Source organism: Burkholderia sp. MSMB2157WGS (assembly GCF_001532755.1).
In the GTDB taxonomy this organism is placed as follows: Bacteria; Pseudomonadota; Gammaproteobacteria; order Burkholderiales; family Burkholderiaceae; genus Burkholderia.
Map to the genome: position 1 here is coordinate 1 of NZ_LPJG01000030.1, position 22,484 is coordinate 22,484.

Consider the following 22,484-nt stretch of genomic DNA (forward strand, 5'->3'; position numbering starts at 1 on the left):
ATCTACGCGAAGATGACCGCGCGCCAGACCGGCGAGGCGACGAAGAAGGGGCTCGAACTCGGCAGCTGGCTGCCGCAGGTGTCGACCAACCTGATGGCCGGCCTGATCGAGACGCTCGCGATGGCGCCGTACCATGGCCGCGCCGACATGCCGGAAATCGCGCGCACGCTGCACCTGGAGGTCGACGACCTGTTTCCGATCGCGGAAGTGCTGCAGTACCTCGGCTTCGCGGACGTGCGCGAAGGCGACGTGTTCCTGACGCCGCCCGCGCGCGTGTTCGCGGAATTCGGTACGCAGGAGCGCAAGCTGATGTTCGCGGATCACCTGCTGAAGCACGTGCCGCTCGCCGCGCGGATCAGGAAGGTGCTGAACGAGCGTCCGGGCCACCGCGCGCCGCGCGTGCGCTTCGAGCAGGAACTGGAGGATTTTCTGTCCGACGAAGCGGCCGAGGAAACGCTCGACGCGGTGATCGACTGGGGACGGTACGGCGAGGTCTTCTCGTACAACGACAAGACGGAAGTGTTCAGTCTGGAGGATGTCGAGAGTTGAGCACCGCGCCCGAATGGCGAGCGCGCGTCATTCGGGCAAATCGCGCTGGGTGGTATCCCATTCGATCCCGCCCGCGTTGAGCTGCTCGATCTTCTCCATCCGCTGCCGCGCCAGTTCCGGCAGCCGGTTCGTCACGCCGATCACCAGCGCTTCGGCGAGCGCCAGCGCCGGCACGTTGGTCTGCAGCATCGCGAAAGGGCGCCCCTGGATCCGCAGCACGATCTCCGCGAATTCGCCGATCGGCGAGCGCCATTCGTCGGTGATCAGCAGGATCCGCGCGCCGAGCCGGTGCGCGGCCTGCGCGAAGCGGATGCTGTCCTTCTGGTAGCGGCGAAAGTCGAAGATCACGAGCAGGTCGTTGCGCCCCATGTCGGCCAGCGCGACGGACGCGAGATTCACGTTCGGCTCGACGTACTGCACGTGCGGCCGCGCATACGCCAGCGTGAACGAGAACAACGACGCGAGCGGCGCCGTATAGCGCCCGCCGCCGCAGAAGATGCGTACGTCCGGATCGGCCAGCACCGCCACCGCTGCGTCGAACGCGGCCGCGTCGAGCCCTTCGATCGTGGTCGCGAGCGATTCGGACAGCCGCTGGAAAATCGCCGCGTGGCTGTCGCGCATGCCCGTTTCCGAATGAAAGGCATCCATGCGCGCGAGCGGCGAATTCATCGCGGTGTCGATCTCGTCGTGCAGCGCCTGCTGGAACGACGAGTAGTTCGGAAAGCCGATCCGGACGACGAAGCGGAACACGGTCGGGTCGCTGACTTCCGCCTGCTTCGCGAACTGCGCGATGGGACCCAGCCCGAGACTGGGATAGCGATCCAGCAATGCCTGCGCGACCTTTTGTTCCGACGGCGTGAAGCTATCCATCTGGGATAACAGCAACGCCCTGATGCTCGTCCCCATCGGCACTCCGGCTCTCTATCTGAATTGAACGATCGAACGGCAGACGTGCGTCTGCCGGTAACTGCACGCATGTTAGCCGATCGACGTGCGGCAGGCCGCGTACGGTTCGAAATTAGAGGGACGTATCGCTCGACCCACGATACGTTCATATGTGTAATAAATCGAACATGCTTCGACAAAGATAGTCCCGCATGCCCGCTTTTAATTCAGTGATTACCCTAGTTTTTGACGCAAAAAAGCGGGTGTTATGATCGCGGCCTTGTGGAAATGTACCGTTTATTACACGTCGAACGGGCGGCGTCGATACGCGGCGGTGCGGCCGCGCATCCCGGCATGCGCCGGTTTATTCGTCTGGAGGATTCCGTCATGAGGCGGCTCGTAGTACTCACCCTGTTGTCCGCGATGAGCGTGTGCGCGTTCGCGGCGTCGGATCCGGCGGTCGAAGCGAAGAACGGCATGGTCGTGTCGTCGCAGCACTTCGCGTCGCAGATTGGCGTCGACATCCTGAAGGCAGGCGGCAACGCGGTGGACGCGGCGGTGGCCGTCGGCTATGCGCAGGCCGTGACCAACCCGTGCTGCGGCAACATCGGCGGCGGCGGCTTCATGACCCTCCACCTGGCCGACGGTCGCGACCGCTTCATCAATTTCCGCGAGACCGCGCCGGCCGCGGCGTCCGCGAACATGTATCTCGATGCGGCCGGCAACGTCATCCCGGACCAGAGCCTGTACGGCTATCGCGCGGTCGGCGTGCCGGGCACGGTGGCCGGGCTCGATCTCGCGCAGCGCAAGTACGGGAAACTGACGCGCAAACAGGTGATGGCGCCGGCGATCCGGCTCGCGCGCGACGGCTTCGTGCTGACGCGCGGCGATACCGACATCCTCGACACGACGGTCGAGCGCTTCAGGAAGGACCCGGAAGCCGCGCGCATCTTCCTGCGCCCGGACGGCACGGCGTTGCAGCCGGGCGATCGTCTGGTGCAGAAGGATCTGGCGCGCACGCTCGAGCGCATCGCGGAGGAGGGGCCGGACGCGTTCTATCACGGCGAGATTCCGAAGATCGTGGAAGCGGCGGCCAGGCGCGGCGGCGGCGTGATCGCGGCGGCCGATTTCGCGTCCTATCGCGCGCAGGACATGGCGCCGCTGACGTGCACGTATCGCGGCTACGAGTTCGTGTCGGCGCCGCCGCCGAGTTCGGGCGGCGTGACGATGTGCGAGACGCTGAACATCCTCGAAGGGTATGACCTGCGCAAGCTCGGCTACCACTCGGCCGCGGCGGTCCACTATATGACCGAAGCAATGCGCCATGCGTACGAAGACCGCAACACGCTGCTCGGCGATCCGGACTTCATCGACAACCCGGTCGCGAAGCTGACGAGCAAGGAATACGCGGCGCAGATCCGCAAGAGCATCCATGCCGACACGGCGACGCCGTCGGTCGACGTGCAGCCCGGCGTCGGCGTGCACGAGAAGCCGGAAACGACGCATTACTCGATCGTCGACCACGACGGCAATGCGGTGTCGACGACCTATACGGTCAACGGCCGCTTTGGCGCCGTGGTCATCGCGCCGGGCACGGGCTTCTTCCTGAACGACGAGATGGACGACTTCACAGTGAAGGTCGGCGCGCAGAACCTGTTCGGCCTCGTGCAGGGCACGCGCAACTCGATCGCGCCGGGCAAGCGTCCGCTGTCGTCGATGGCGCCGACCATCGTGAAGAAGGACGGCAAGGTGTTCATGGTGGTCGGTTCGCCGGGCGGCTCGCGCATCATCACGATCACGCTGCAGACCGTGCTGAACGTGATCGACTACGGGATGACGCCGCAGGACGCGGTCGCCGCGCCGCGCATCCATCATCAGTGGCTGCCCGACGCGGTCTATTACGAAACCTACGGCCTGTCGCCCGACACGCTCGCGATCCTTCGCAACATGGGCTACAAGATGGTCGAGCAGACGCCGTGGGGCGCCGCCGAGCTGATCATGGTCGGCCTGCCGGGCACCGAAGCCGCGAGCCGCCAGAGTTCCGGGAACGATTCGTCCGTGTCCGGCAACGTGCGTGTCGGCTTCATCTACGGCTACAACGATCCGCGCCGTCCGGCGGGCTCCGCGATCGGCTATTGACCCGGTCGTTTCATGCCGGACCGCTGCCGCCGGCGTTCGCGTTGCTGCGAATGCCGGTGCGGCGGCAGCGCGTCCGATTGCGGACATCCGTGTCGGCCCGGGCGGCGCGCCCCGCGCGCCCCCTGGCACGGCACGCGCCTCCTTCTTCCGTCAACTCCATCGCCGTGCGGCGAATTCCATCATGAACAAACGAATGTCTGCGGCAGGCTGGATCCTGCTCGCGATGGCAACCGGCATCCTGATCGGCTACCTGATCTACACGCAGCTTCCGGACAAGCAGTCGGCCGCCGAAATCGCCGGCTACATCTCGCTCGTGTCCGACGTGTTCCTGCGCCTGATCAAGATGGTCATCGGCCCGCTGGTGTTCTCGACGCTGGTGGTCGGCATCGCGCACATGGGCGATGCGTCGTCGGTCGGGCGCGTGTTCGTGAAGGCGCTCGGCTGGTTCGTCACCGCGTCGCTGGTCTCGCTGCTGCTGGGCCTGCTGATGGCGAACCTGCTGCGGCCCGGCGAGAACCTCGGCCTGCCGCTGCCGGACATCGGCGCGTCCGCGCATCTCGCGACGTCCAAGTTCACGCTGAAGGATTTCGTCGGGCACATGGTGCCGAAGTCGATCGCAGAGGCGATGGCGAACAACGAGATCCTGCAGATCGTCGTGTTCTCGATGTTCTTCGGCGTCGCGCTCGCCGCGCTCGGCGAACGCGGCAAGATCCTCGTCGCTGCGATCGACCAGCTCGCGCACGTGATGCTGAAGATCACCGGCTACGTGATGAAGCTCGCGCCGCTCGCGGTGATGGCCGCGATGGCGTCGACCGTCGCGGTCAACGGGTTGTCGATCCTGCTGAAGTTCGCGGTGTTCATGGGCGACTTCTACGTGAGCCTCGTGCTGCTGTGGGCCACGCTCGTCGCGGCCGGGCTGCTGTTCCTCGGCCGCCGTGTGTTCAAGCTGCTCGTGCTGATCAAGGAAGCGTTCATGCTGTCGTTCGCGACGGCCAGCTCCGAAGCCGCGTATCCGAAGATCCTCGACGCACTCGACCGCTTCGGCGTGCGCCGCAAGATCTCCAGCTTCGTGATGCCGATGGGCTATTCGTTCAACCTCGACGGGTCGATGATGTACTGCACGTTCGCGTCGCTGTTCATCGCGCAGGCGTACGACATCCACCTGTCGTTCGGCACGCAGGTCACGATGCTGCTGATCCTGATGCTGACGTCGAAGGGGATGGCCGGCGTGCCGCGCGCATCGCTCGTCGTGATCGCGGCGACGCTGCACCAGTTCAACATCCCGGAGGCCGGGCTGCTGCTGATTCTCGGCGTCGACACGTTCCTCGACATGGGCCGCTCGGCCACCAATGCGGTGGGCAACTCGATCGCCAGCGCAGTGGTCGCGAAGTGGGAAGGCGAGTTGATGTCGGAATCCGAAGCGAATGCGCATGCCGCGCATCTCGACGCGGAGCTCGAACGGCAGAACGATGCGCCGGCCTATGGCGCCGGTCAGACCACGTCGACCTGACGGTCAGGCCGCCAGGGCGTCGTCGATGCACGCCGCGAGCACCATCGCGGCGGCGTTGCCCGGCGTCGAGCCGAGCAGTTGCGGCGCATAGACGCTGTCACCGATCTCGATCGATCGCCCCGACAGCGCGCACACGCCGCGCTTGCGCGTCGTGAACAGGCGCCACTTCTGGTAGCCGTAGTGCCCGGTGCACGCGTCGCACCACGAGATCATCACGGTGTCGGCCGTGGGCCGTTCGAGCACGCTGATGGTCGGCTTGCTCGTCGCGTCCCACGACGGCAGCCGGTCGCGCGTGACGCTGCGCCGCCGCGGGCCGCCCCACGAGACGGACGGCATGTCGAAGCGGCCGATTGCGGCGACGGTCATGAGCCAGGGCGCTGCACGGTTGTTCATGTGTCTGTTCCTCGAAACGTTACGCGGTGCCGCGACGCGCGGCATCACGACAGGCGGATGCGCGGCTGCACCCAGCCGTTGATCCGTTCGGCGATCCACAGCAAGGTGGCCTTGGGGAAACCGTGCAGCGCCTGCTGGTGCCGCCGGTAGAGCATCAGGTGGCTGAACTGCGCGAAGCGCCCCTGGATGAAGCCGCCGCGGAAGAACCCGAACTGCCCGAGCGTGCCGAACGCGTCGTAATCGCTGATCGACACCAGCGCGCCGAAATCGCGGAACGCGAACGGCGGAATCGGCGTGCCGTCGAGCCATGCGGGAAGGTGCTTCGCGAGATGCTCGGCCTGCTGCGTCGCGACCTGCGCGGTCGGCGGCAGCGGCCGTTCGTGGCCGTCGGGCAGCAGGCTCCCGCAATCGCCGATCGCGAACACGTGCTCGTCGCCGGTTGCCTGCAGCGTGGGGCCGACCACGATCTGGTTCGCGCGGTTCGTGTCGAGCCCGCCCAGCGCCTGCATGAAATCGGGCGCCTTCACGCCGGCCGCCCAGACCATCAGGTCCGCTTCGGCGAACGAACCGTCGCCGTAATGGAAGCCGTTCGCGTCGGCCGACGTGACGCGCGTCGACGTCAGCACGCGAAAGCCGATCTGTTCGAGCCGCCGCTGGGCCGACGCGGAAATCCGCGCCGGAAACGCGTTGAGGATGCGCGGGCCGCTTTCGAGCAGCGTGAGTTGCAGCCGCTCGCGCACCGTTTCGTCACCGTACGCCTGCGCCACTTCCAGCAACCGGCTCAACTCCGCTGCGAGCTCCACGCCCGTCGCGCCCGCGCCGACGATCGCGACGCGAAACGGCTCGTCGCGCGCGATGCTGCGGAACACGCGCATCCGCAACGCTTCGTTGAAGGTTTCCGCTTGCTGCTGGCTGTCGATGAAGTAGCAGTGCTCGCGTACGCCGGGCACGCCGAAATCGTTGGCCTGGCTGCCGAGCGCGAGGATCAGCACGTCGTATTCGAGTTCGCGTGCGTCGATCGCCACGTCGCCATCCTGCGAGCGGATCTCGCCGAGCTGCACGCGGCGGCGTGCGCGATCGAGCCCCTTCAGTTCGCCGGGCTGGTACGTGTAGCCGTGATCGCGGGCGTGGGCGAGGAAGATCACCTGTTGCTGCTGGACGTCGCGCGTGCCGGCCGCGATCGTGTGCAGCATCGGCTTCCAGATGTGCGTCGGACTGCGGTCGACGACCGTGATCTGCGCCCGCCCGGATCGGCCGAGACGCTCGCCCAGACGGGTCGCGAGCTGCAGTCCGGCGATCCCGCCGCCGACGATGACGATACGTGTAGGGGTTGTCATGTATAAATCATCACGTGATGAATAAGGTATGATCCTAGCGCTTCCCGGCTCGGCGTGTCAACGCAGCGGGGCAGGCCGCCCGCTTCCGGTACGCGAAGCCGGGTACCGGGCACGGGCATTCGAATCGTTCAAGGAGCAGGAAAAACGTGGCAGAAGTCACTGAGCGCGCGCCGTCGAAGCGGCGTACGCGCGGACGGCCGCTGGCGGACGCGTCCGTCGGTCCGGACGTGATATTGCGGGCCGCGCGCCGCACGTTCGCGAAGCGCGGCTACGACGCGACGAGCGTGCGCGAAGTCGCGCGCGAGCTGGGCATCGATGCGGCGCTGATCGCCCATCACTTCGGTACGAAGGAAACGTTGTGGCTGGCGGTCGTCGAGCAGATCGCCGAGTTGGCCGAACCGATGTTCGATGCGCTGCGCGCGTTGCGTACGTCGTCGCTGCCGCATCGCGATCGCGTGCGGCGCGCGCTCGAGCTGTGCGTCGATCACGAGTTCGCGGAGCCGGATATCGCCATGTTCTTCTCGACGGCGGCGACCGAGGAGGGCGGGCGGCTCGACCGGCTGCAGGAGCGGATCGTGCGCCCGTATCACGACGCGATGTTGCCGCTCTTGGCGGACGCGGTCGAGGCCGGCGCGATCCGTCCGGTCGATCCGAACGTGCTGTTCTTCATGATCGCGAGCGCCGTGGGCACGACGGTGTCGTACAGCCACATGATGCTGGAGTTCACGTCGCTGCCGACGCGGCCGGAAGCATTCCGGCAGGCCGTGCTCGGCGTCGCGCTCAACTTCCTCGGCGACTGAACGCCGCGCGCGCGATGCGCGCGGTCACGTCGCGGCAACCAGCCCCAGTTCGCGCACCGCGTCGCGCGCGCTCTCGCGCAGCGCATCGACGAGCGGCGACGGTGTACGGTACGCGAGCGCCAGTTCGTACGCGAGCGGGCTGCCCGCATCCTTCAGTTCGCAGAACGTAATGCCTTGCGGCTGCATCGGCACGAACAGGCGCGGCATCAGCGCGATGCCGATGCCGCCCGCGACGAGCCCGGCCGTCGTCTGCATCTGGCGCGGTTGCTGGACCACGCGCGGCGCGAAGCCCGCCTGCGCGCATGCCGTCACGATCAGCGCATGCATGCCGGGCCCGTGATGCGCGGCAAACATGACCCACGGTTCGTCCGCCAGTTCGGCCAGCGCGATGCGGCGGCGGCGCGCGAGCCGATGGCCGTCGGGCAGCGCGGCCACCATCCGGTCGCGCAGCAGCGGTTCGACACGCACGTCGCCGGCGTCGGCCACCGGCAGCACGACGAGGCCGACGTCCGTGCGATCGTGACGCAGCGCCAGCACCTGCTCGGCCGTCGTGCCTTCCTCGAGCTGGAAATCGACGCCCGGATGCCGTTCCTGGAACGCGCGCAGGATCAGCGGCAACAGCGCATTGACCGTGCTGTCGACGAAGCGCAGCCGCAGCGTGCCGCCGAGGCCGGCGCCCGCGCGGCGCGCCGCGGCCACCGCGCGCTCGGCCTGTTCGAGCGCGCGCCGCGCTTCGAGCAGGAATGCTTCGCCGGCCGGCGTGAGCCGCGAGCCGCGCGTGTCGCGGTCGAGCAACGCGACGCCCAGTTCGTCCTCGAGCTTGCGGATCGCCGCGCTGAGCGGCGGCTGGGCCATGTGCAGCCGCTCGGCAGCGCGCCGGAAGCTGAGCGTTTCGGCGACCGCGATGAATTGCCGGAACTGGCGCAGATCGATCATGGCGATACCTTTTGCGTATCAATATGTCATCGAATTCGTATTTTACCTATCGCCTTCCGTTGCCCACACTGCAAACGTCACCAATCGTCAACACCGAGGAAAGGAGGGCAGGTCATGACGGGCAACGAACGACAACGCACGGCGATCGTCACGGGCGGATCGAGCGGGATCGGCTTCGCGATCGCGCGCCGGCTGGTGCAGGACGGGTATCGCGTCGCGATCGTCGGGCGCGACGCGGCGCGGCTGAAGGCGGCCGTCGAGCGTCTGGGCGGCGCGGCGATCGGGCAGGCCGGCGACCTCGGCGTGCGGCGCGACGCGCAAGCGGCCGTCGCCGCGATCGTCGCGCGATGGCCGCGCATCGACGTGCTGGTCAACAACGCGGGGCTGACCGGGCGCGTCGGCGCGGATACCGAAGCGGCGGAGGCCGAGGCCGTATGGGACGCGGTGCTCCATGCGAACCTGAAAAGCCTGTTTCTGACGACGATGGCCGTGCTGCCGCACCTGGCCGACCATGCCGCGCGCATCGTCAACATCGGTTCGATCGCGGCGCGCGCCGGCAGCCTGCTGCCGGGCGGCCTCGCGTATGCGGCCGCGAAGGCCGGCGTCGAAGGCTTCACCGTCGCGCTGGCGCGCGAACTCGGGCCGCGCGGGGCGACGGTCAATACGGTCGCGCCCGGCTATATCGCCGATACGCGTTTCTTCGGCGACAGCGGGGTCGCGCCGGCCGTCGCGGCGACGATCCGCGAGCAGACGCCGGTTGGCCGCGCCGGGCAGCCGGACGACATCGCCGATGCGGTCGCGTGGCTTGCCGGGCCGCGCGCGTCGTTCGTCACGGGCGCGACGATCGCGGTGAACGGCGGCTGGCGTGTCGGGTGATGCAGGACGCGCGCGGCCCGCGCGTCATTCGGAATCGGTCGGCGGCTTGTCGCCGAGCCAGCGTCGCGCGCCGGGCCCGTTGCGGCCCGCGCGGTCGTCCGGGTTGGTCAGCTTGCAGCGTTTCAGCGACAGGCAGCCGCAGCCGATGCATTCGTCGAGATTGATGTAGAGCCGCTGCAGCTCCTCGATCCGGCTCGCGACGCGCTGCTTCCAGCCGCGCGACAGCCGCTGCCAGTCCTTGTTGCTCGGCGCGGTGTCCTCGGGCAGGCTGACGAGCTGTTCGGCGATTTCGTCGAGCGAATAGCCGATCTTCTGCGCGAACACGATGAACGCGATCAGCCGCAGCACCGCACGCGAATAGTGGCGATGACTCGAGCCGTTGCGGTGCGACTTGATCAACCCGCGCATCTCGTAGAAGCGCAGCGTCGACGCCGGCACGCCGCTGCGCGCGGCCACTTCGCGGATCGACATCAGCGGCCACTGCGGGGTTTCCTGGATACCCATGACACCCTCCGGGAAAGCTTGACTTGAAGTTAACTTGAACTTTTATGCTACGCGGCAGTTTAACCCGTCGCGAGGCATCATGTTCTCCTTTTCCCTACGCAGGACGTCGCCTTTGGGCGCCGCCTGTGCCCTGTTGCTGGTGTTGTCGGGTTGTCACGACGGCAAAGGCGCATCGTCGGCCCATCCTCTTCCCGAAGTCGGCGTCGCCACCGTCGCGCCGCGTACCGTTCGCCTCGCGGACGAATTCAACGGACGCGTCGAAGCGGTCGACGCGGTCGAGCTGCGGCCGCGCGTGAGCGGCTATCTGCAGCGTGTCGCGTACAAGGAGGGCGACGTGGTCGCGCAGGGCGCGCTGCTGTTCGAGATCGATCCGCGCCCGTACCGGATCGCGCTCGACCGTGCGCATGCGCAGCAACAGCGCGCCCGTGCGGCCGCGAGCCTCGCGAACGTGCAACTCAAGCGCGTGCAGACGCTGATCGATGCGCATGCGACGTCGCAGGAAGAACTCGACAACGCGCGCGCGACTGCCGAGCAGGCACGCGCCGATCTGCAGGCGGCCGATGCGGCCGTTGCCGACGCGAAGCTCAATCTCGGTTTCACCGAAGTGCGCGCGCCGATCGCGGGCCGCGTCGGCCGCGCGGTCGCGACCGTCGGCAATCTCGCGCGTGCGGACGACACGCTGCTGACGACCGTCGTGTCGCAGGATCCGGTCTACGTGTATTTCGATTGCGACGAGCAGAGCTATCTGCGCTACAACGCGCGGCGCGCCGATCCGAAACATCGCGCGATCGGCGCCGATCCGGTGCGCATCGGCCTCGCGAACGAGACGGGCTTCCCGCATGCGGGCACCGTCGATTTCCTCGACAACCGGCTCGATCCGCAGACCGGCACGATCCGCGCACGCGTGCGGCTGCCGAATGCGGACCATGCGTTTACGCCGGGCCTGTATGCGCGCGTGCAGCTCGTCAGCGGCCGCGACCAGAGCGCATTGCTGGTCGACGACAAGGCCGTGCTGACCGACCAGGACCGCAAGTACGTGTACGTGATCGGCGCGGGCGACAAGGCGCTGCGCCGCGACGTGACGATCGGCCGCGAACTCGACGGCGAGCGGATCGTCGAGAAGGGGCTGCAGGCGGGCGACCGCGTGGTCGTCGACGGCGTGCAGCGCATCTACTATCCGGGCGCGCAGGTGAAGCCGAAGGCGCTGCCCGCGCGCGCCGATGCGGGCAGCGCGACGCAGGCGGTCGCCGATGCCGGCACGCCTGCCGCGCAATGACGGGAGCGATCCGATGGATTTCTCCCGATTCTTCATCGACCGGCCGATCTTCGCGGTCGTGCTGTCGATCGTCATCTTCGCGATCGGTCTGATCTCGATTCCGATGCTGCCGGCCGGCGAATATCCGGAAGTCGTGCCGCCGAGCGTCGTCGTGCGTGCGACGTACCCGGGCGCGAACCCGAAGGAAATCGCCGAGTCGGTGGCCGAGCCGCTGGAAGAGGCGATCAACGGCGTCGAAGGCATCATGTACATGAAGTCGGTCGCCGGTTCGGACGGCAGCCTGCAGGTTGTCGTCACGTTCCTGCAGGGCGTCGACCCCGACACGGCCGCCGTGCGCGTGCAGAACCGCGTGAGCCAGGCGCTGTCGCGCCTGCCCGACGAGGTGCGCCAGTACGGCGTGACCACGCAGAAGCAGTCGCCGACGCCGCTGATGTACGTGAGCCTCTATTCGCCGGACAACAGCCGCGATTCGCTGTACCTGCGCAACTACCTGACGCTGCACGTGAAGGACGAACTGTCGCGGCTCACCGGCATCGGCGACGTCGGCGTGTACGGCTCCGGCGATTACGCGATGCGGCTGTGGCTCGACCCGAACCGGCTCGCGTCGCGCGGCTTGACCGCGAGCGACGTGATCGCGGCCGTGCGCGAGCAGAACGTGCAGGTGTCGGCCGGTCAGCTCGGCGCGGAGCCGTCGCCGAAGCAAAACGACTTCCTCGTGTCGATCAACGTGCGCGGCCGCCTGCGCACGGTGCAGGAATTCGGCGACATCGTGCTGCGCAACGGCGACGACGGCCAGGTCGTGAAGCTGTCCGACGTCGCACGCATCGAGCTCGGCGCGGGCGACTACACGCTGCGTTCGTATTTCAACGACAGGCATTCGGCCGTGGTCGGCATCTTCCTGTCGCCGGGCGCGAACGCGCTCGACGTCGCGAAGGCCGTGTATGCGAAGCTCGACGAGCTGTCGAAGCGCTTCCCGCCCGGTGTCGCATACCGCCCCGTGTGGGATCCGACGGTATTCGTGCGCGAATCGATCCGCGCGGTGCAGCACACGCTGATCGAGGCCGTCGTGCTGGTCGTGCTCGTCGTGATCCTGTTCCTGCAAACGTGGCGCGCGTCGATCATTCCGCTCGTCGCGGTGCCGGTGTCGGTGGTCGGCACGTTCGCATGGCTCTATCTGCTCGGCTACTCGATCAACACGCTGACGCTGTTCGGGCTCGTGCTCGCGATCGGCATCGTCGTCGACGATGCGATCGTCGTCGTCGAGAACGTCGAGCGCAACATCGCCCGGGGGCTGAGCCCGCGCGACGCCGCACACCAGGCGATGCGCGAGGTGTCGGGGCCGATCGTCGCGATCGCGCTCGTGCTGTGCGCGGTGTTCGTGCCGATGGCGTTCATGTCGGGCGTGACCGGCCAGTTCTACAAGCAGTTCGCGGTGACGATCGCGATCTCGACGGTGATCTCCGCGATCAACTCGTTGACGTTGTCGCCCGCGCTCGCCGCGAAGCTGCTGCGTCCGCACGGCGCGCCGAAGGATGCGCTGACGCGTGCACTCGATCGCGCATTCGGCTGGCTGTTCCGTCCGTTCAACCGGTTCTTCGAACGCAGCTCCGATCGTTACCACGGCGTCGTCGGCCGCATGCTGAAGCGGCGCGGCGGGGTGTTCACGGTCTATGCGGCGCTGCTCGCGGCGACCGCGCTGCTGTTCGACGCGGTGCCGGGCGGCTTCATCCCGGTGCAGGACAAGCTGTACCTGTTCGCGGGCGCGAAGCTGCCGGAAGGCGCGTCGCTCGCGCGCACCAGCGCGGTGACCGAGCAGATGACGAAGATCGCGCTCGGCACCGACGGCGTCGAGATGGTGCAGGCGTTCGCCGGGCTGAACGCGTTGCAGGGCGTGAACACGCCGAACATCACGAACTCGTACGTGATCCTGAAGCCGTTCGACCGGCGTCATCGCAGCGCCGCGCAGATCAACGCGGACCTGAACGCGCGCTTCGCGGCGATCGGCGGCGGCATCACCTATGCGCTGATGCCGCCGCCGATCCAGGGTCTCGGCAACGGCTCCGGCTATTCGCTGTACCTGGAGGATCGCGGCGGGCTCGGCTACGGCGAATTGCAGAAGGCGCTCGGCGCGTTTCAGGCCGCGGTCGCGAAGACGCCGGGGATGAGCTATCCCGTCAGCTCGTACCAGGCGAACATCCCGCAGCTCGAGGTGAAGGTCGACCGGCTCAAGGCGAAGGCGCAGGGCGTCGCGCTGACCGATCTGTTCAATACGTTGCAGGTCTATCTCGGCTCGATGTACGTGAACGACTTCAACGTGTTCGGCCGCGTGTATCGCGTGATGGCGCAAGCGGATGCCGGTCACCGGCAGACGGCCGCCGACATCGCGAACCTGCGCACGCGCAACGCGAAGGGCGAGATGGTGCCGATCGGCTCGATGGTGACGGTCGGGCCCGCGTACGGCCCCGACCCGGTCGTCCGCTACAACGGTTATCCGGCCGCCGATCTGATCGGCGACGCCGATCCGAAGACGATGTCGTCGTCGCAGGCGATCGCGAAGCTGCAGCAGATCGCGAAGGACGTGCTGCCGCCGGGCATCACGCTCGAATGGACCGACCTCAGCTACCAGCAGGTCACGCAGCGCAACGCGGCGATCGTCGTCTTTCCGCTGGCCGTGATGCTGGTGTTCCTGGTGCTCGCGTCGCTGTACGAGAGCTGGACGCTGCCGCTCGCGGTGATCCTGATCGTGCCCGTGTGCATGTGCGCGGCGCTGTTCGGCGTGTGGCTGTCCGGCGGCGACAACAACGTGTTCGTGCAGGTCGGCCTGGTCGTGCTGATGGGGCTGGCGTGCAAGAACGCGATCCTGATCGTCGAATTCGCGCGCGAGCTCGAGATCCAGGGCAAGGGCGCGGTCGAAGCGGCGCTCGAAGCGTGCAGGCTGCGGCTGCGTCCGATCGTGATGACGTCGGTCGCGTTCATCGCGGGCTCGGTGCCGCTGCTGATCGGCAGCGGCGCGGGCAGCGAAGTGCGGGCGGCCACCGGCGTCACCGTGTTCGCCGGGATGCTCGGTGTCACGCTGTTCGGGCTGTTCCTGACGCCCGTGTTCTATGTGGCGATCCGCAAGCTCGCGGGCGGCACGCCGGCCGTCTGGCGCGAACAGCACGGCACCCTCGAAGGAGAAAGCCGATGAGCGCCGCTTTCCGTCTTTCCGCGCTGGCGATGTCGGTGACGCTCGCCGCGTGCGCGGTCGGCCCCGATTTCGAACGGCCCGATACGGCCACCGCCGCGCGGTTCGCGCGCGACACCCGTCCGACGACGCAGCGCGACGCGGCGACGGCTCGGACACGGCCCGATATGCTGCCCGACGCGTCGGCCGACGCCGATGCCACGTTCTGGCGCGGGTTCGGCGATCCGGTGCTGACGCAGTTGATCGATGCGGCGCTCGCGGCGAACCAGGACCTGCAGGTCGCGGTGTCGCGTTACGACGCGTCGAATGCGCTGTTGTCTCAGGCAACGTTCGACCGCTATCCGACGCTCACCGCGAGCGGCCGGATCGGCCATCAATTGATGAGCAAGGATCAGGCGTTCGGCGCGCCGCGCAGCCAGCGCGACACGCCGACGTCGAGCGTCGGCATCAATGCCGCGTGGGAACTCGACCTGTTCGGCCGCGTACGCCGCTCGATCGAGTCGCAGCGCGCGGAAACGGCGGCCAGCGCGGCCGACGTACGCGCGGTGCGGGTCGCGATCACGGCGGAGGTCGCGAGTACGTACGTCGATCTGCGCGGCTCGCAGGAGCGGTTGCGGATCGCCCGCGAGAACGCCGACAACCAGAAGCAGACGCTCGCGCTGATCAATGCGCGCGTCGGCGCGGGACGCGGCTCCGACCTCGACGCGGCGCGCGCACGCGCGCAGTACGAATCGACGACGTCGCGGATCGCCGTGTACGAAGCCGCGATCGGCGTCGACGAGCATCGGCTCGCGGTGTTGACCGGGCAGACGCCGGATGCGCTGATCGGCCGGTTCGACCTGCCGAAGACGGCCGCGCCGACGGGCACGCCGGTCCCGCTGCCGGCGCTCGCGGCCGACATCGATCCCGGCACGCCGGGCGACCTGCTGCGCCGCCGCCCCGATGTCGCGGCCGCCGAGGCGCGGCTGCATGCGGCGACCGCGCGTGTCGGCGTCGCGACCGCCGACCTGTTCCCGCGCTTTACGCTGTCGGGGTTGCTCGGCAGCGCGACGAGCAGCTACGGATTCTTTCGCGCGGGCAGCGACACGAACCTGATCGCGCTCGGCATCGACTGGTCGTTCCTCGACGTCGGCCGCGTGCGTGCACGGATCGCGGCGAGCGACGCGGAAGCGGCCGGCCAGCTTGCGCAGTACCGGCAGACCGTACTCGGCGCGCTGGAGGAAACCGAGAACGCGCTGCTGCGTGTCGCCCGCACGCGTGACGAGACCGCGCACCTCGTGCGCGCGGCCGACGACAGCGCACGCGCCGCGCAGCTTGCGCAGGCGCGTTTCTCGGCCGGCGCGATCGACTACTACGAAGTGCTCGATGCGCAGCGCACGCTGCTGCAGGCGCAGGACGCGGCGGCCGACGGACGGATGCGCAGCGCGGCATCGACGGTCGCGCTGTACAAGGCGCTCGCGGGCGGCTGGCCGTCGGGCACGGGGCAGGGCGTGCAAGGCCCGCTCGCTCGGTCGGGGAAGTAGCGCGGGCAGGGTTCGGGTCTTGCTCGCGGCGATGCGGGAAGCTCAGGCCGACGGTCTGACGGGTCGTTGCTCCGGCGAGCGGTACGAGCGCTATCCGGTGCGCGAACAGCTCGCGCGCACGGCCGGGGCAGCAGCGAGCAGCCGACGTTGCCCGATGCGAGGTTGGTCGGCGAGAAGATGTCGCTCACCGCGTCGCGACGTTCGTCGTCACGTGGCTGACGCGTGCGAGCGGGCCGCCCGTCGTACCCGCGTGGTACGTGCCGTTCGCGGCGTCGTTCTGGCTCCTCACCAGCGTGTTCATGTACGTCGGCGCGCCGTGCGCGGTCGCGCGCCGACTGCTTCAGGCCGCCCGCCGTGCGTCGAGTCGCGACCGCACGGCCGGGACGATGAGCCATCGGCGCGGGCCGCATGCGGGGTATCGCACGAACCGATGCTTAGCATCGCCGGCGGCGGCCTACCGCGGCGGCGGCCCGATCATTACGCTTGGGCGATCGTCCACTCTGTCCGGAAGGTCGCCATGTCCCGGTTCGATTACAAACTGCTCGGCCCCTGCCTGCTCGCCATCGCGCTCGACGCGATGGGGTTCGGGCTCGTTTATCCGATGATGTCCGCCATCTTCAGCGATCCGCACGCGGGCATCCTGCCGGCCGGCGCCAGCGCACACGCGCGCAATTTTTATCTCGGTCTCGGCTACGGAATCTACCCGCTGTGCATGTTCTTCGGCTCGTCGCTGATGGGTGAGCTGTCCGATCGCTACGGCCGCCGTCGGATCCTGCTGCTGTGCTTGCTGGGCCTCGCGATCGGCTACGCGACGATGGCGGCCGGTGCGTGGCAGGGCAGCGTCGCGCTGCTGCTCGCCGGCCGCGGGCTCACCGGTCTGATGGCCGGGTGCCAGGGCATCGCGCAGGCGGCCGTCGCCGATCTCGGCACGCCCGATACGAAGGCGTACGACATGAGCATCATGTCGCTCGCGTTCAGCGCGGGCGTGATCGTCGGCCCGGTGCTCGGCGGCGTCGCGTCCGACCGGACGATCTCGCCGCTGTTCGACTACGGCACGCCGTTCGTGCTGGTCGCGGCGCTGTCGCTGATCTGCGCGTGCTGGACCTGGGCGTCGTATCGCGATTGCGCCGCGCCGCGCGGCGATACGCGCATCGATCCGCTGCTGCCGTTGCGGATCATTCGGGAGGCCGCGCGCCAGCGCAACGTCGCGTTCCTGTCGGTGGTGTTCTTCCTGATGCAGGTCGGCTACGGGCTTTATCTGCAGACCATCATGCTGCTGTTGCAGGCGAAATTCGGCTATACGAGCGCGCGGCTCGGGCTGTTCAGCGGCGTGATCGGCATCTGCTTCGTGTTCGGCCTGGTGTGCGTCGTGCGGCTGATGCTGCGCGTGTGGGGCGTGATCGACATCGCGAAGACGGGCCTGCTGGTGGCCGGCCTTGGCCAGATCCTGTCCGCGTTGTTTCCGCACGAACCGGTGCTGTGGGTGCTCGCGATGGTCGTCGGCTGTTTCGACATGGTTGCGTACACAACGATGTATACCGCGTTTTCCGATGCCGTCAGCGACGATCGGCAGGGCTGGGCGCTCGGCGTCGCGGGCTCGGTGATGGCGGTCGCGTGGGTCGTGACGGGCGCGCTGACGAACCTGCTGCCCGTATTCGGCGAAATCGGCCTGCTGATGATCGGCGGCGCGGGTTTCCTGCTCAGCTTCGCGATGATGGTCGCTTACGGCCGTACGCGGCCGGGCGCACGAACGGCCGTGCTGTCGTAGGCGGCGGTCGCGCACGTTGGCCCGATTCTGTCGGACGTTGTCCCGCGCGCCGCTGTCGCGACACGCCGCGCGGCCCGACACTGGCGCGTCGCGGCCGGGGAGGTTCCGGGCCGCGTCCGGCGACGCCGCAAGGCCGGCGCGCCGTTCCGCCAATGTGTCGACCGAGAGGACATCCCATGCAACATCCGACCATCCGTACCCTGGCCGGCGCGAGCGCGCCGACGTCGATCGCCACCGCGCGCACCGCGCTGCTGGTGATCGATTTCCAGAACGAATACTTCAGCGGCCGTCTGCCGATTCCGGACGGGCCGCGTGCGCTGGGCAATGCACGGCGCGTGATCGCGTTCGCCGACCGCGCCGGTATTCCGGTGTTCCACGTCCAGCACGTCGGGTCGGCAGACAGCCCGATCTTCGCCGACGGCAGCGACGGCTTCCGCTTTCATGCGGACCTGCAGCCGGCGCCCGCTCACACGGTCGTGAAGAAAACGTCGGTGAGCGTCTTCCCGACGACGGACCTCGATGCGCGGCTGAAGGCGGCCGGCATCGACACGCTGATCGTCACCGGCCTGATGACGCATGCGTGCGTGGCCGGCGCGGCACGCGATGCGGTGCCGCTCGGCTATGCGGTGATCGTCGTCGACGATGCCTGTGCGACGCGCGATCTCGACGTCGCGGACGGCGGCACGGTGCCGCACCGCGACCTCCATCGTGCGACGCTGGCCGCGTTGTCGGACACGTTCGGCGACGTGCTGACCACCGAGCAGGTGCTGGCGCTGGGTGTCGCGTGACGGCGCCAGTTCGCGCGCCGATCGCCCGGGGGCTGGTGCGACGTACGTGCTTCGCTGCGAACGCAAATGCAAATGCACGTCTCGATCGCACGGGGCTGCGCGAGCGTCGCTACCGAACGGGCGAACCGATTGCCATCGAAGCTCGCGAAGCAGCGTCGATTCGGCCGGCATAGGGGGGGCGATCGCGTCCGGCCTCGTGCATCAGAACATCGTGTTCCGGTTCGCGGACGTTTCGGGTACCGGCTGAATCACGTCCCAGTGTTCGACGATCTTGCCGTCCTTCACGCGGAAGATGTCGACCACCGCTTCGCCGCGATCGCCCGGATGCTCGGTCGCATGCACGTGCAGGTAGACGAGATCGCCGTCGGCCGCGCTGCGGACGATGCGCGCACGCGATGCCGGGTTCTTCTGAAACGTGCCGACGAAGTACGACACGAACGGTTGCTTGCCGTCCGGCACGTACGGGTTGTGCTGTTTGTAGTCGTCCGCGACGACGGCGGCGGCCTCGACTGCTTCGTGCCGGTTGGAGAAGCGATCGTAGAACGTCAGTACGAGCTGGCGGTTGGCTTCCTCGGTGGCCAGGTCGCGTGCGGCCGGGCCGGCGGCCAGCGCAGCGGTCGATGCGGCCAGCAGAACGAATGCGGCACCTGCGCGAACGGAGGAGCGGGGCGATGACATGTAGCGTTTTTCCTTGTCTGGCGATACGTGGACGGGATGGGCGAGCGGCCGCGGGTTGCGCGGGTCGGGACGGCCGGCGCGCGAGCCGGACGGCGGCGGGCGCTGAGCGCGGTGCGCGCATCGGTTCGTTGACCGGCGGTGTGCAGTAGACGATCTCGATGGGTTGAAGCGTCCCGGACGCATTCGCATCGCCACATCTTGTGACTTCGTTATCGGAACGATGCCGCCGGAATGGCGACCGACGATATGTCGACTGCAGCGCGGCTGCCGTAACGCACGATTTCGTGGCGTGGACCGCGTCGGTTCTCGCGCGCGGCTCGGCGCCGGCTCTTCGTCGGCCGGAGCCGGGCCGCTGCTCACCGCCACGAGCCGTCGACGTAGACCCACACCGACCCTTGACGGCGCCAGTAGCCGGGTACCCAGCGGCGCCCGGGGCGTCGCGCGACCCAGCGACCGGGTACCCATATATAGCGGCCGCGCTGCCAGCGCCAATAGCCGTCCGTCCATATATAGCCATGCGGCCGTGGCGGGGGCGGGCGACGGTCGTGGCGTGCCGCCGGCGGCGCGAAGCGCGGCCGGTCTGCATAGGGCGGCCCGCCGGGTACACGATTCGGACCCGAGGGCCGATACACGGGCGGGGAAGGCTGGGCCGAGGCGGCGCGCAGCCAGCCGGTGCCGACGAAGGCGGCGGTCAATCCGATGGCGCGCAGCAACGAGCGTCGATTCATGGCGGTTCCTGTTCTGTATGCGGGGCTGCCTTACATTAGCCTGCCGGCCTGCCCGCCGCGTTACGGGGCCGGTTAAGGCTGTTACCGCGTGTCACGGCAGGTCGAGCCGCTGTTTCCTTTCCAACGCCTGACGGAATCTCGCCGTGGAACAGGTATCGACCCCTGTTTAGGGTACCGAGGGGACGTTTTAGAGGCGGAAAGGCCAATATTTGAGATTGTAAGAGGTAACAATTACCGTTTTTGATGTGCCGAACCGAATCCGTTTGTTGTTTCTATGCAACCGTCAAGCCGATGACATGAAAGAATGGTGCGATGAAAGCGTCCAAAAAGCCGGCGTCAAGAGGTCAAAAACAAACGTTAAAACAAATACTTATGACGCGGCCCCACTTTCATTATTTCTAGTTCTGGAAAAGCTTATTTCTTTATTTGCGGATCGCTCCCCTAGGGTACACCCCTAAACTCACGGTTCCCAAACGGGCAACTATCCGGGCGCCGCCAGCAGGATCGATGGCGCTCCCGGGCGGTTGAAGACCGTTTATGAACAAGGTCGCGAGACCTGCCTCTTTTTAGAAGGGAGCTCCACGAATGAACAAGACTCTGATCGTTGCAGCAGCTGCAGCATCGTTCGCTACCGTCGCTCACGCGCAAAGCAGCGTCACGCTGTACGGCGTGCTGGACGCAGGCATCACCTACACGAGCAACGTCCAGCCGGCACTCGGCCAAGCTGGCAAGTCGCGTTGGGCAATGGGTTCGGGCATTGACCAGAGCCGTTTCGGCCTGCGTGGCTCGGAAGACCTGGGTGGCGGCCTGAAGGCGATCTTCACGTTGGAAAGCGGCTTCAACATCGGTAACGGCCGCTTCGCAAACGGCAACGGCGGCATGTTCAACCGCCAGGCTTTCGTTGGCCTGTCGAGCCAGTACGGCACGGTCACGCTGGGTAAGCAGTATGACGCAACGCAAGACTACCTGGCGCCGCTGACGGCAACGGGCTCGTGGGGCGGCACGTACTTCGCGCACCCGCTGAACCTCGACCGCCTGAGCACGAACGGCGACGTCGCGCAGAACAACACGATCAAGTACACGAGCGCTAACTACGCTGGTCTGCAATTCGGCGGCACGTACTCGTTCTCGAACAGCACGAACTTCGGCAACAACCGTGCATACAGCGGCGGTCTGTCGTACCAGTTCCAAGGCCTGAAGCTGGGTGCAGCATACTCGCAAGCAAACCTGGGTGACGGTACGAACGCAAACGGCGCGACGTCGTCGGCAATCGGTGGCATCGCTAGCCAAGGCCGCGTCCGTACGTACGGTGCTGCTGCTGCGTACGCATTCGGCCCGGCGCAAGTCGGCGCTGCATGGACGCAAGCGCGTCTCGACAACAACGCAGTTGCTGCAGGCACGCTGCGCACCGACAACTACGAAGTCAACGCAAAGTACAACCTGACGCCGGCTCTCGGCCTGGGTGCTGCTTACACGTACACGAACGCGAAGATCAACAACGGCAGCACGCACTGGAACCAGTTCGGTCTGCAAGCTGACTACGCACTGTCGAAGCGCACGGACGTCTACGCACAAGCTGTGTACCAGCGTGCAGCGAAGAACGGCATCGGCGCGTCGATCTACAACGGCGACACCTTCGCCAACAACCTGCCGAGCTCGTCGATCAACCAAACCGCAGCAACGGTTGGTCTGCGTCACCGCTTCTAAGCGTGACGGGCGGGGTAACCCGCTTCGCAGCATCGAAAAGGCGCCTTCGGGCGCCTTTTTTCGTCTGCGGAACGCGATGACGGCAACCCGGACCGTCCGGATACAAAAAAGCGAGGCCTGTGCCTCGCTTTTTTCGTGCTGCGCCCGTGTGGCGCGGCGCTGGTCGCCGAGGGCTCAACGCGTGTATTCGCCGTTGGCTTCCGGCTGGAACACGATCGCGGCAACCTTCATCAGCTTTTCGGCGCCGCTCGGTTGCATCACCTTGACCATCTGGCCGCGTTGCGTGCCCAGCAGCGCCATGCCGACGGGCGAGAAGACGTTCAGGCGACCGAGTTCGAGATTGGCGGCGTCCGGATAAACGATCGTCCAGGTGGCCTGTTCCTGGGTTGCTTCGTCGAGCAGCGTGATTTGCGAGTTCATCGTGACGACGTTCGCCTTGATGGCGTCGGGCCGGACGATATCGGCGCGCTCCAGCAGCGTGTCGAGCATCGCCTGAAAGCGCGGATTGTGCTCGGCATGCTTTTCGAGGCGAGCGACGTCGAGTTCGGTCAACTGGTAAAGGCGTTGTTTCATGGTGGTTCTCCAAATGATCGGCAGAGGGCAGGCGTGGCGTGCCTATGAGGATCGCCCGGAGCCTGTCTAACCTGGCTCCGGGTGGAGACCGAGCGGTCAGATCAGGCGCCGGGCAGGGGCGAGCGGTGCCTGGGCCGTGCGTCGAACGAGGGGATGCGCCGGCTGGCCGGCGCGCACGCGCACGCCGGCCAAGCCGGACGGCGAAACCAAAAGGGGCGTGAGCGCGTACATGGTGGATGGAATATCGACTGGCGAAGGAAACCTTACGATTCTACAACACAACCTTCCGGCCATGTGATCCGGCTGTCGGCCTTTCGTCAGCGATTGTTG

The 22,484-nt window shown here is 67.2% G+C and carries 19 protein-coding genes; 11 read left to right on the forward strand and 8 right to left on the reverse strand.

Annotation, left to right across the window (positions count from 1 at the left end; genetic code table 11):
* The coding region (locus WT53_RS18640; protein ID WP_179949030.1) for an AAA-associated domain-containing protein at positions 1-549 on the forward strand (549 nt) is incomplete at its 5' end.
* Between the two features lie 27 nt (positions 550-576).
* Here the strand turns inward: WT53_RS18640 and WT53_RS18645 are convergent.
* Positions 577-1,455: a MurR/RpiR family transcriptional regulator gene (locus WT53_RS18645; RefSeq protein WP_034204514.1), complete on the reverse strand. Its 879-nt coding sequence runs from the start codon at positions 1,453-1,455 to the stop codon at positions 577-579.
* A gap of 366 nt (positions 1,456-1,821) precedes the next feature.
* Here WT53_RS18645 and ggt point away from each other — a divergent pair, with 366 nt between their 5' ends.
* Together ggt and WT53_RS18655 are read left to right on the forward strand one after the other, a co-directional pair.
* The gene (gene ggt / locus WT53_RS18650) at positions 1,822-3,573 is read left to right on the forward strand and encodes a gamma-glutamyltransferase (RefSeq protein WP_059835952.1); all 1,752 of its coding nucleotides are present in this window, start codon (positions 1,822-1,824) and stop codon (positions 3,571-3,573) included.
* Between the two features lie 181 nt (positions 3,574-3,754).
* A complete protein-coding gene (locus WT53_RS18655) occupies positions 3,755-5,083 on the forward strand; it encodes a dicarboxylate/amino acid:cation symporter (RefSeq protein WP_034204516.1) in 1,329 nt (442 codons plus the stop codon).
* Between the two features lie 3 nt (positions 5,084-5,086).
* On the opposite strand, the gene WT53_RS18660 is transcribed toward WT53_RS18655, so the two are convergent.
* Positions 5,087-5,476 (reverse strand): DUF3331 domain-containing protein, encoded by a 390-nt coding sequence (locus WT53_RS18660; protein WP_034204517.1) that lies wholly within the window; start codon positions 5,474-5,476, stop codon positions 5,087-5,089.
* A gap of 44 nt (positions 5,477-5,520) precedes the next feature.
* Complete coding sequence (locus WT53_RS18665; protein WP_034204518.1) at positions 5,521-6,813, reverse strand: NAD(P)/FAD-dependent oxidoreductase; 1,293 nt, start codon at positions 6,811-6,813, stop codon at positions 5,521-5,523.
* A 146-nt stretch (positions 6,814-6,959) separates the two neighbouring features.
* On the opposite strand from WT53_RS18665, the gene WT53_RS18670 reads away from it, so the two are divergent.
* Positions 6,960-7,613, forward strand: coding sequence for a TetR/AcrR family transcriptional regulator (locus WT53_RS18670; protein WP_034204519.1), 654 nt, complete (start codon positions 6,960-6,962; stop codon positions 7,611-7,613).
* Positions 7,614-7,637: 24 nt separating this feature from the next.
* On the opposite strand, the gene WT53_RS18675 is transcribed toward WT53_RS18670, so the two are convergent.
* Complete coding sequence (locus tag WT53_RS18675) at positions 7,638-8,549, reverse strand: LysR family transcriptional regulator (RefSeq protein WP_034204520.1); 912 nt, start codon at positions 8,547-8,549, stop codon at positions 7,638-7,640.
* Positions 8,550-8,663: 114 nt separating this feature from the next.
* Here WT53_RS18675 and WT53_RS18680 point away from each other — a divergent pair, with 114 nt between their 5' ends.
* The gene (locus tag WT53_RS18680; protein WP_034204521.1) at positions 8,664-9,425 is read left to right on the forward strand and encodes an SDR family NAD(P)-dependent oxidoreductase; all 762 of its coding nucleotides are present in this window, start codon (positions 8,664-8,666) and stop codon (positions 9,423-9,425) included.
* A gap of 24 nt (positions 9,426-9,449) precedes the next feature.
* Here WT53_RS18680 and soxR read toward each other — a convergent pair whose 3' ends face one another.
* Positions 9,450-9,929, reverse strand: a complete 480-nt coding sequence (gene soxR, locus WT53_RS18685; protein ID WP_034204522.1) for a redox-sensitive transcriptional activator SoxR — start codon at positions 9,927-9,929, stop codon at positions 9,450-9,452.
* Positions 9,930-10,008: 79 nt separating this feature from the next.
* On the opposite strand from soxR, the gene WT53_RS18690 reads away from it, so the two are divergent.
* The 5 genes from WT53_RS18690 to WT53_RS18710 all read left to right on the forward strand — a co-directional run bounded on the left by WT53_RS18690 (position 10,009) and on the right by WT53_RS18710 (position 18,468).
* The gene (locus WT53_RS18690) at positions 10,009-11,205 is read left to right on the forward strand and encodes an efflux RND transporter periplasmic adaptor subunit (protein WP_034204523.1); all 1,197 of its coding nucleotides are present in this window, start codon (positions 10,009-10,011) and stop codon (positions 11,203-11,205) included.
* Between the two features lie 13 nt (positions 11,206-11,218).
* Positions 11,219-14,392: an efflux RND transporter permease subunit gene (locus WT53_RS18695; RefSeq protein WP_060262042.1), complete on the forward strand. Its 3,174-nt coding sequence runs from the start codon at positions 11,219-11,221 to the stop codon at positions 14,390-14,392.
* Positions 14,389-15,912, forward strand: a complete 1,524-nt coding sequence (locus WT53_RS18700) for an efflux transporter outer membrane subunit (protein WP_034204524.1) — start codon at positions 14,389-14,391, stop codon at positions 15,910-15,912. Before WT53_RS18695 ends, WT53_RS18700 begins: the two co-directional genes overlap by 4 nt.
* A 517-nt stretch (positions 15,913-16,429) precedes the next feature.
* The gene (locus WT53_RS18705; protein WP_034204525.1) at positions 16,430-17,680 is read left to right on the forward strand and encodes an MFS transporter; all 1,251 of its coding nucleotides are present in this window, start codon (positions 16,430-16,432) and stop codon (positions 17,678-17,680) included.
* 176 nt (positions 17,681-17,856) lie between these two features.
* Positions 17,857-18,468, forward strand: a complete 612-nt coding sequence (locus tag WT53_RS18710) for a cysteine hydrolase family protein (protein WP_034204526.1) — start codon at positions 17,857-17,859, stop codon at positions 18,466-18,468.
* Between the two features lie 201 nt (positions 18,469-18,669).
* Here the strand turns inward: WT53_RS18710 and WT53_RS18715 are convergent, their stop codons facing one another.
* Both WT53_RS18715 and WT53_RS32610 read right to left on the reverse strand, forming a co-directional pair.
* Complete coding sequence (locus WT53_RS18715) at positions 18,670-19,146, reverse strand: nuclear transport factor 2 family protein (RefSeq protein WP_034204527.1); 477 nt, start codon at positions 19,144-19,146, stop codon at positions 18,670-18,672.
* Between the two features lie 356 nt (positions 19,147-19,502).
* On the reverse strand, positions 19,503-19,874 hold the full coding sequence (locus WT53_RS32610; RefSeq protein WP_080747640.1) for a YXWGXW repeat-containing protein: 372 nt from the start codon (positions 19,872-19,874) through the stop codon (positions 19,503-19,505).
* Between the two features lie 585 nt (positions 19,875-20,459).
* Here WT53_RS32610 and WT53_RS18720 point away from each other — a divergent pair.
* Positions 20,460-21,581 carry a porin gene (locus WT53_RS18720; RefSeq protein WP_034204528.1) on the forward strand — a complete coding sequence of 374 codons (1,122 nt, stop codon included), beginning with the start codon at positions 20,460-20,462 and terminating at the stop codon, positions 21,579-21,581.
* 174 nt (positions 21,582-21,755) lie between these two features.
* Here the strand turns inward: WT53_RS18720 and WT53_RS18725 are convergent, their stop codons facing one another.
* Positions 21,756-22,154: a GreA/GreB family elongation factor gene (locus WT53_RS18725; protein ID WP_034204529.1), complete on the reverse strand. Its 399-nt coding sequence runs from the start codon at positions 22,152-22,154 to the stop codon at positions 21,756-21,758.
* Positions 22,155-22,484 lie beyond the last annotated feature (330 nt).

Coding starts and splice junctions, on each gene's coding strand:
- WT53_RS18645 (WP_034204514.1), bottom strand. CDS start 1,455: ATGGGGACGAGCATCAGGGCGTTGCTGTTATCCCAGATGGATAGCTTC.
- ggt (WP_059835952.1), top strand. CDS start 1,822: ATGAGGCGGCTCGTAGTACTCACCCTGTTGTCCGCGATGAGCGTGTGC.
- WT53_RS18655 (WP_034204516.1), top strand. CDS start 3,755: ATGAACAAACGAATGTCTGCGGCAGGCTGGATCCTGCTCGCGATGGCA.
- WT53_RS18660 (WP_034204517.1), bottom strand. CDS start 5,476: ATGAACAACCGTGCAGCGCCCTGGCTCATGACCGTCGCCGCAATCGGC.
- WT53_RS18665 (WP_034204518.1), bottom strand. CDS start 6,813: ATGACAACCCCTACACGTATCGTCATCGTCGGCGGCGGGATCGCCGGA.
- WT53_RS18675 (WP_034204520.1), bottom strand. CDS start 8,549: ATGATCGATCTGCGCCAGTTCCGGCAATTCATCGCGGTCGCCGAAACG.
- WT53_RS18680 (WP_034204521.1), top strand. CDS start 8,664: ATGACGGGCAACGAACGACAACGCACGGCGATCGTCACGGGCGGATCG.
- soxR (WP_034204522.1), bottom strand. CDS start 9,929: ATGGGTATCCAGGAAACCCCGCAGTGGCCGCTGATGTCGATCCGCGAA.
- WT53_RS18690 (WP_034204523.1), top strand. CDS start 10,009: ATGTTCTCCTTTTCCCTACGCAGGACGTCGCCTTTGGGCGCCGCCTGT.
- WT53_RS18695 (WP_060262042.1), top strand. CDS start 11,219: ATGGATTTCTCCCGATTCTTCATCGACCGGCCGATCTTCGCGGTCGTG.
- WT53_RS18700 (WP_034204524.1), top strand. CDS start 14,389: ATGAGCGCCGCTTTCCGTCTTTCCGCGCTGGCGATGTCGGTGACGCTC.
- WT53_RS18705 (WP_034204525.1), top strand. CDS start 16,430: ATGTCCCGGTTCGATTACAAACTGCTCGGCCCCTGCCTGCTCGCCATC.
- WT53_RS18710 (WP_034204526.1), top strand. CDS start 17,857: ATGCAACATCCGACCATCCGTACCCTGGCCGGCGCGAGCGCGCCGACG.
- WT53_RS18715 (WP_034204527.1), bottom strand. CDS start 19,146: ATGTCATCGCCCCGCTCCTCCGTTCGCGCAGGTGCCGCATTCGTTCTG.
- WT53_RS32610 (WP_080747640.1), bottom strand. CDS start 19,874: ATGAATCGACGCTCGTTGCTGCGCGCCATCGGATTGACCGCCGCCTTC.
- WT53_RS18720 (WP_034204528.1), top strand. CDS start 20,460: ATGAACAAGACTCTGATCGTTGCAGCAGCTGCAGCATCGTTCGCTACC.
- WT53_RS18725 (WP_034204529.1), bottom strand. CDS start 22,154: ATGAAACAACGCCTTTACCAGTTGACCGAACTCGACGTCGCTCGCCTC.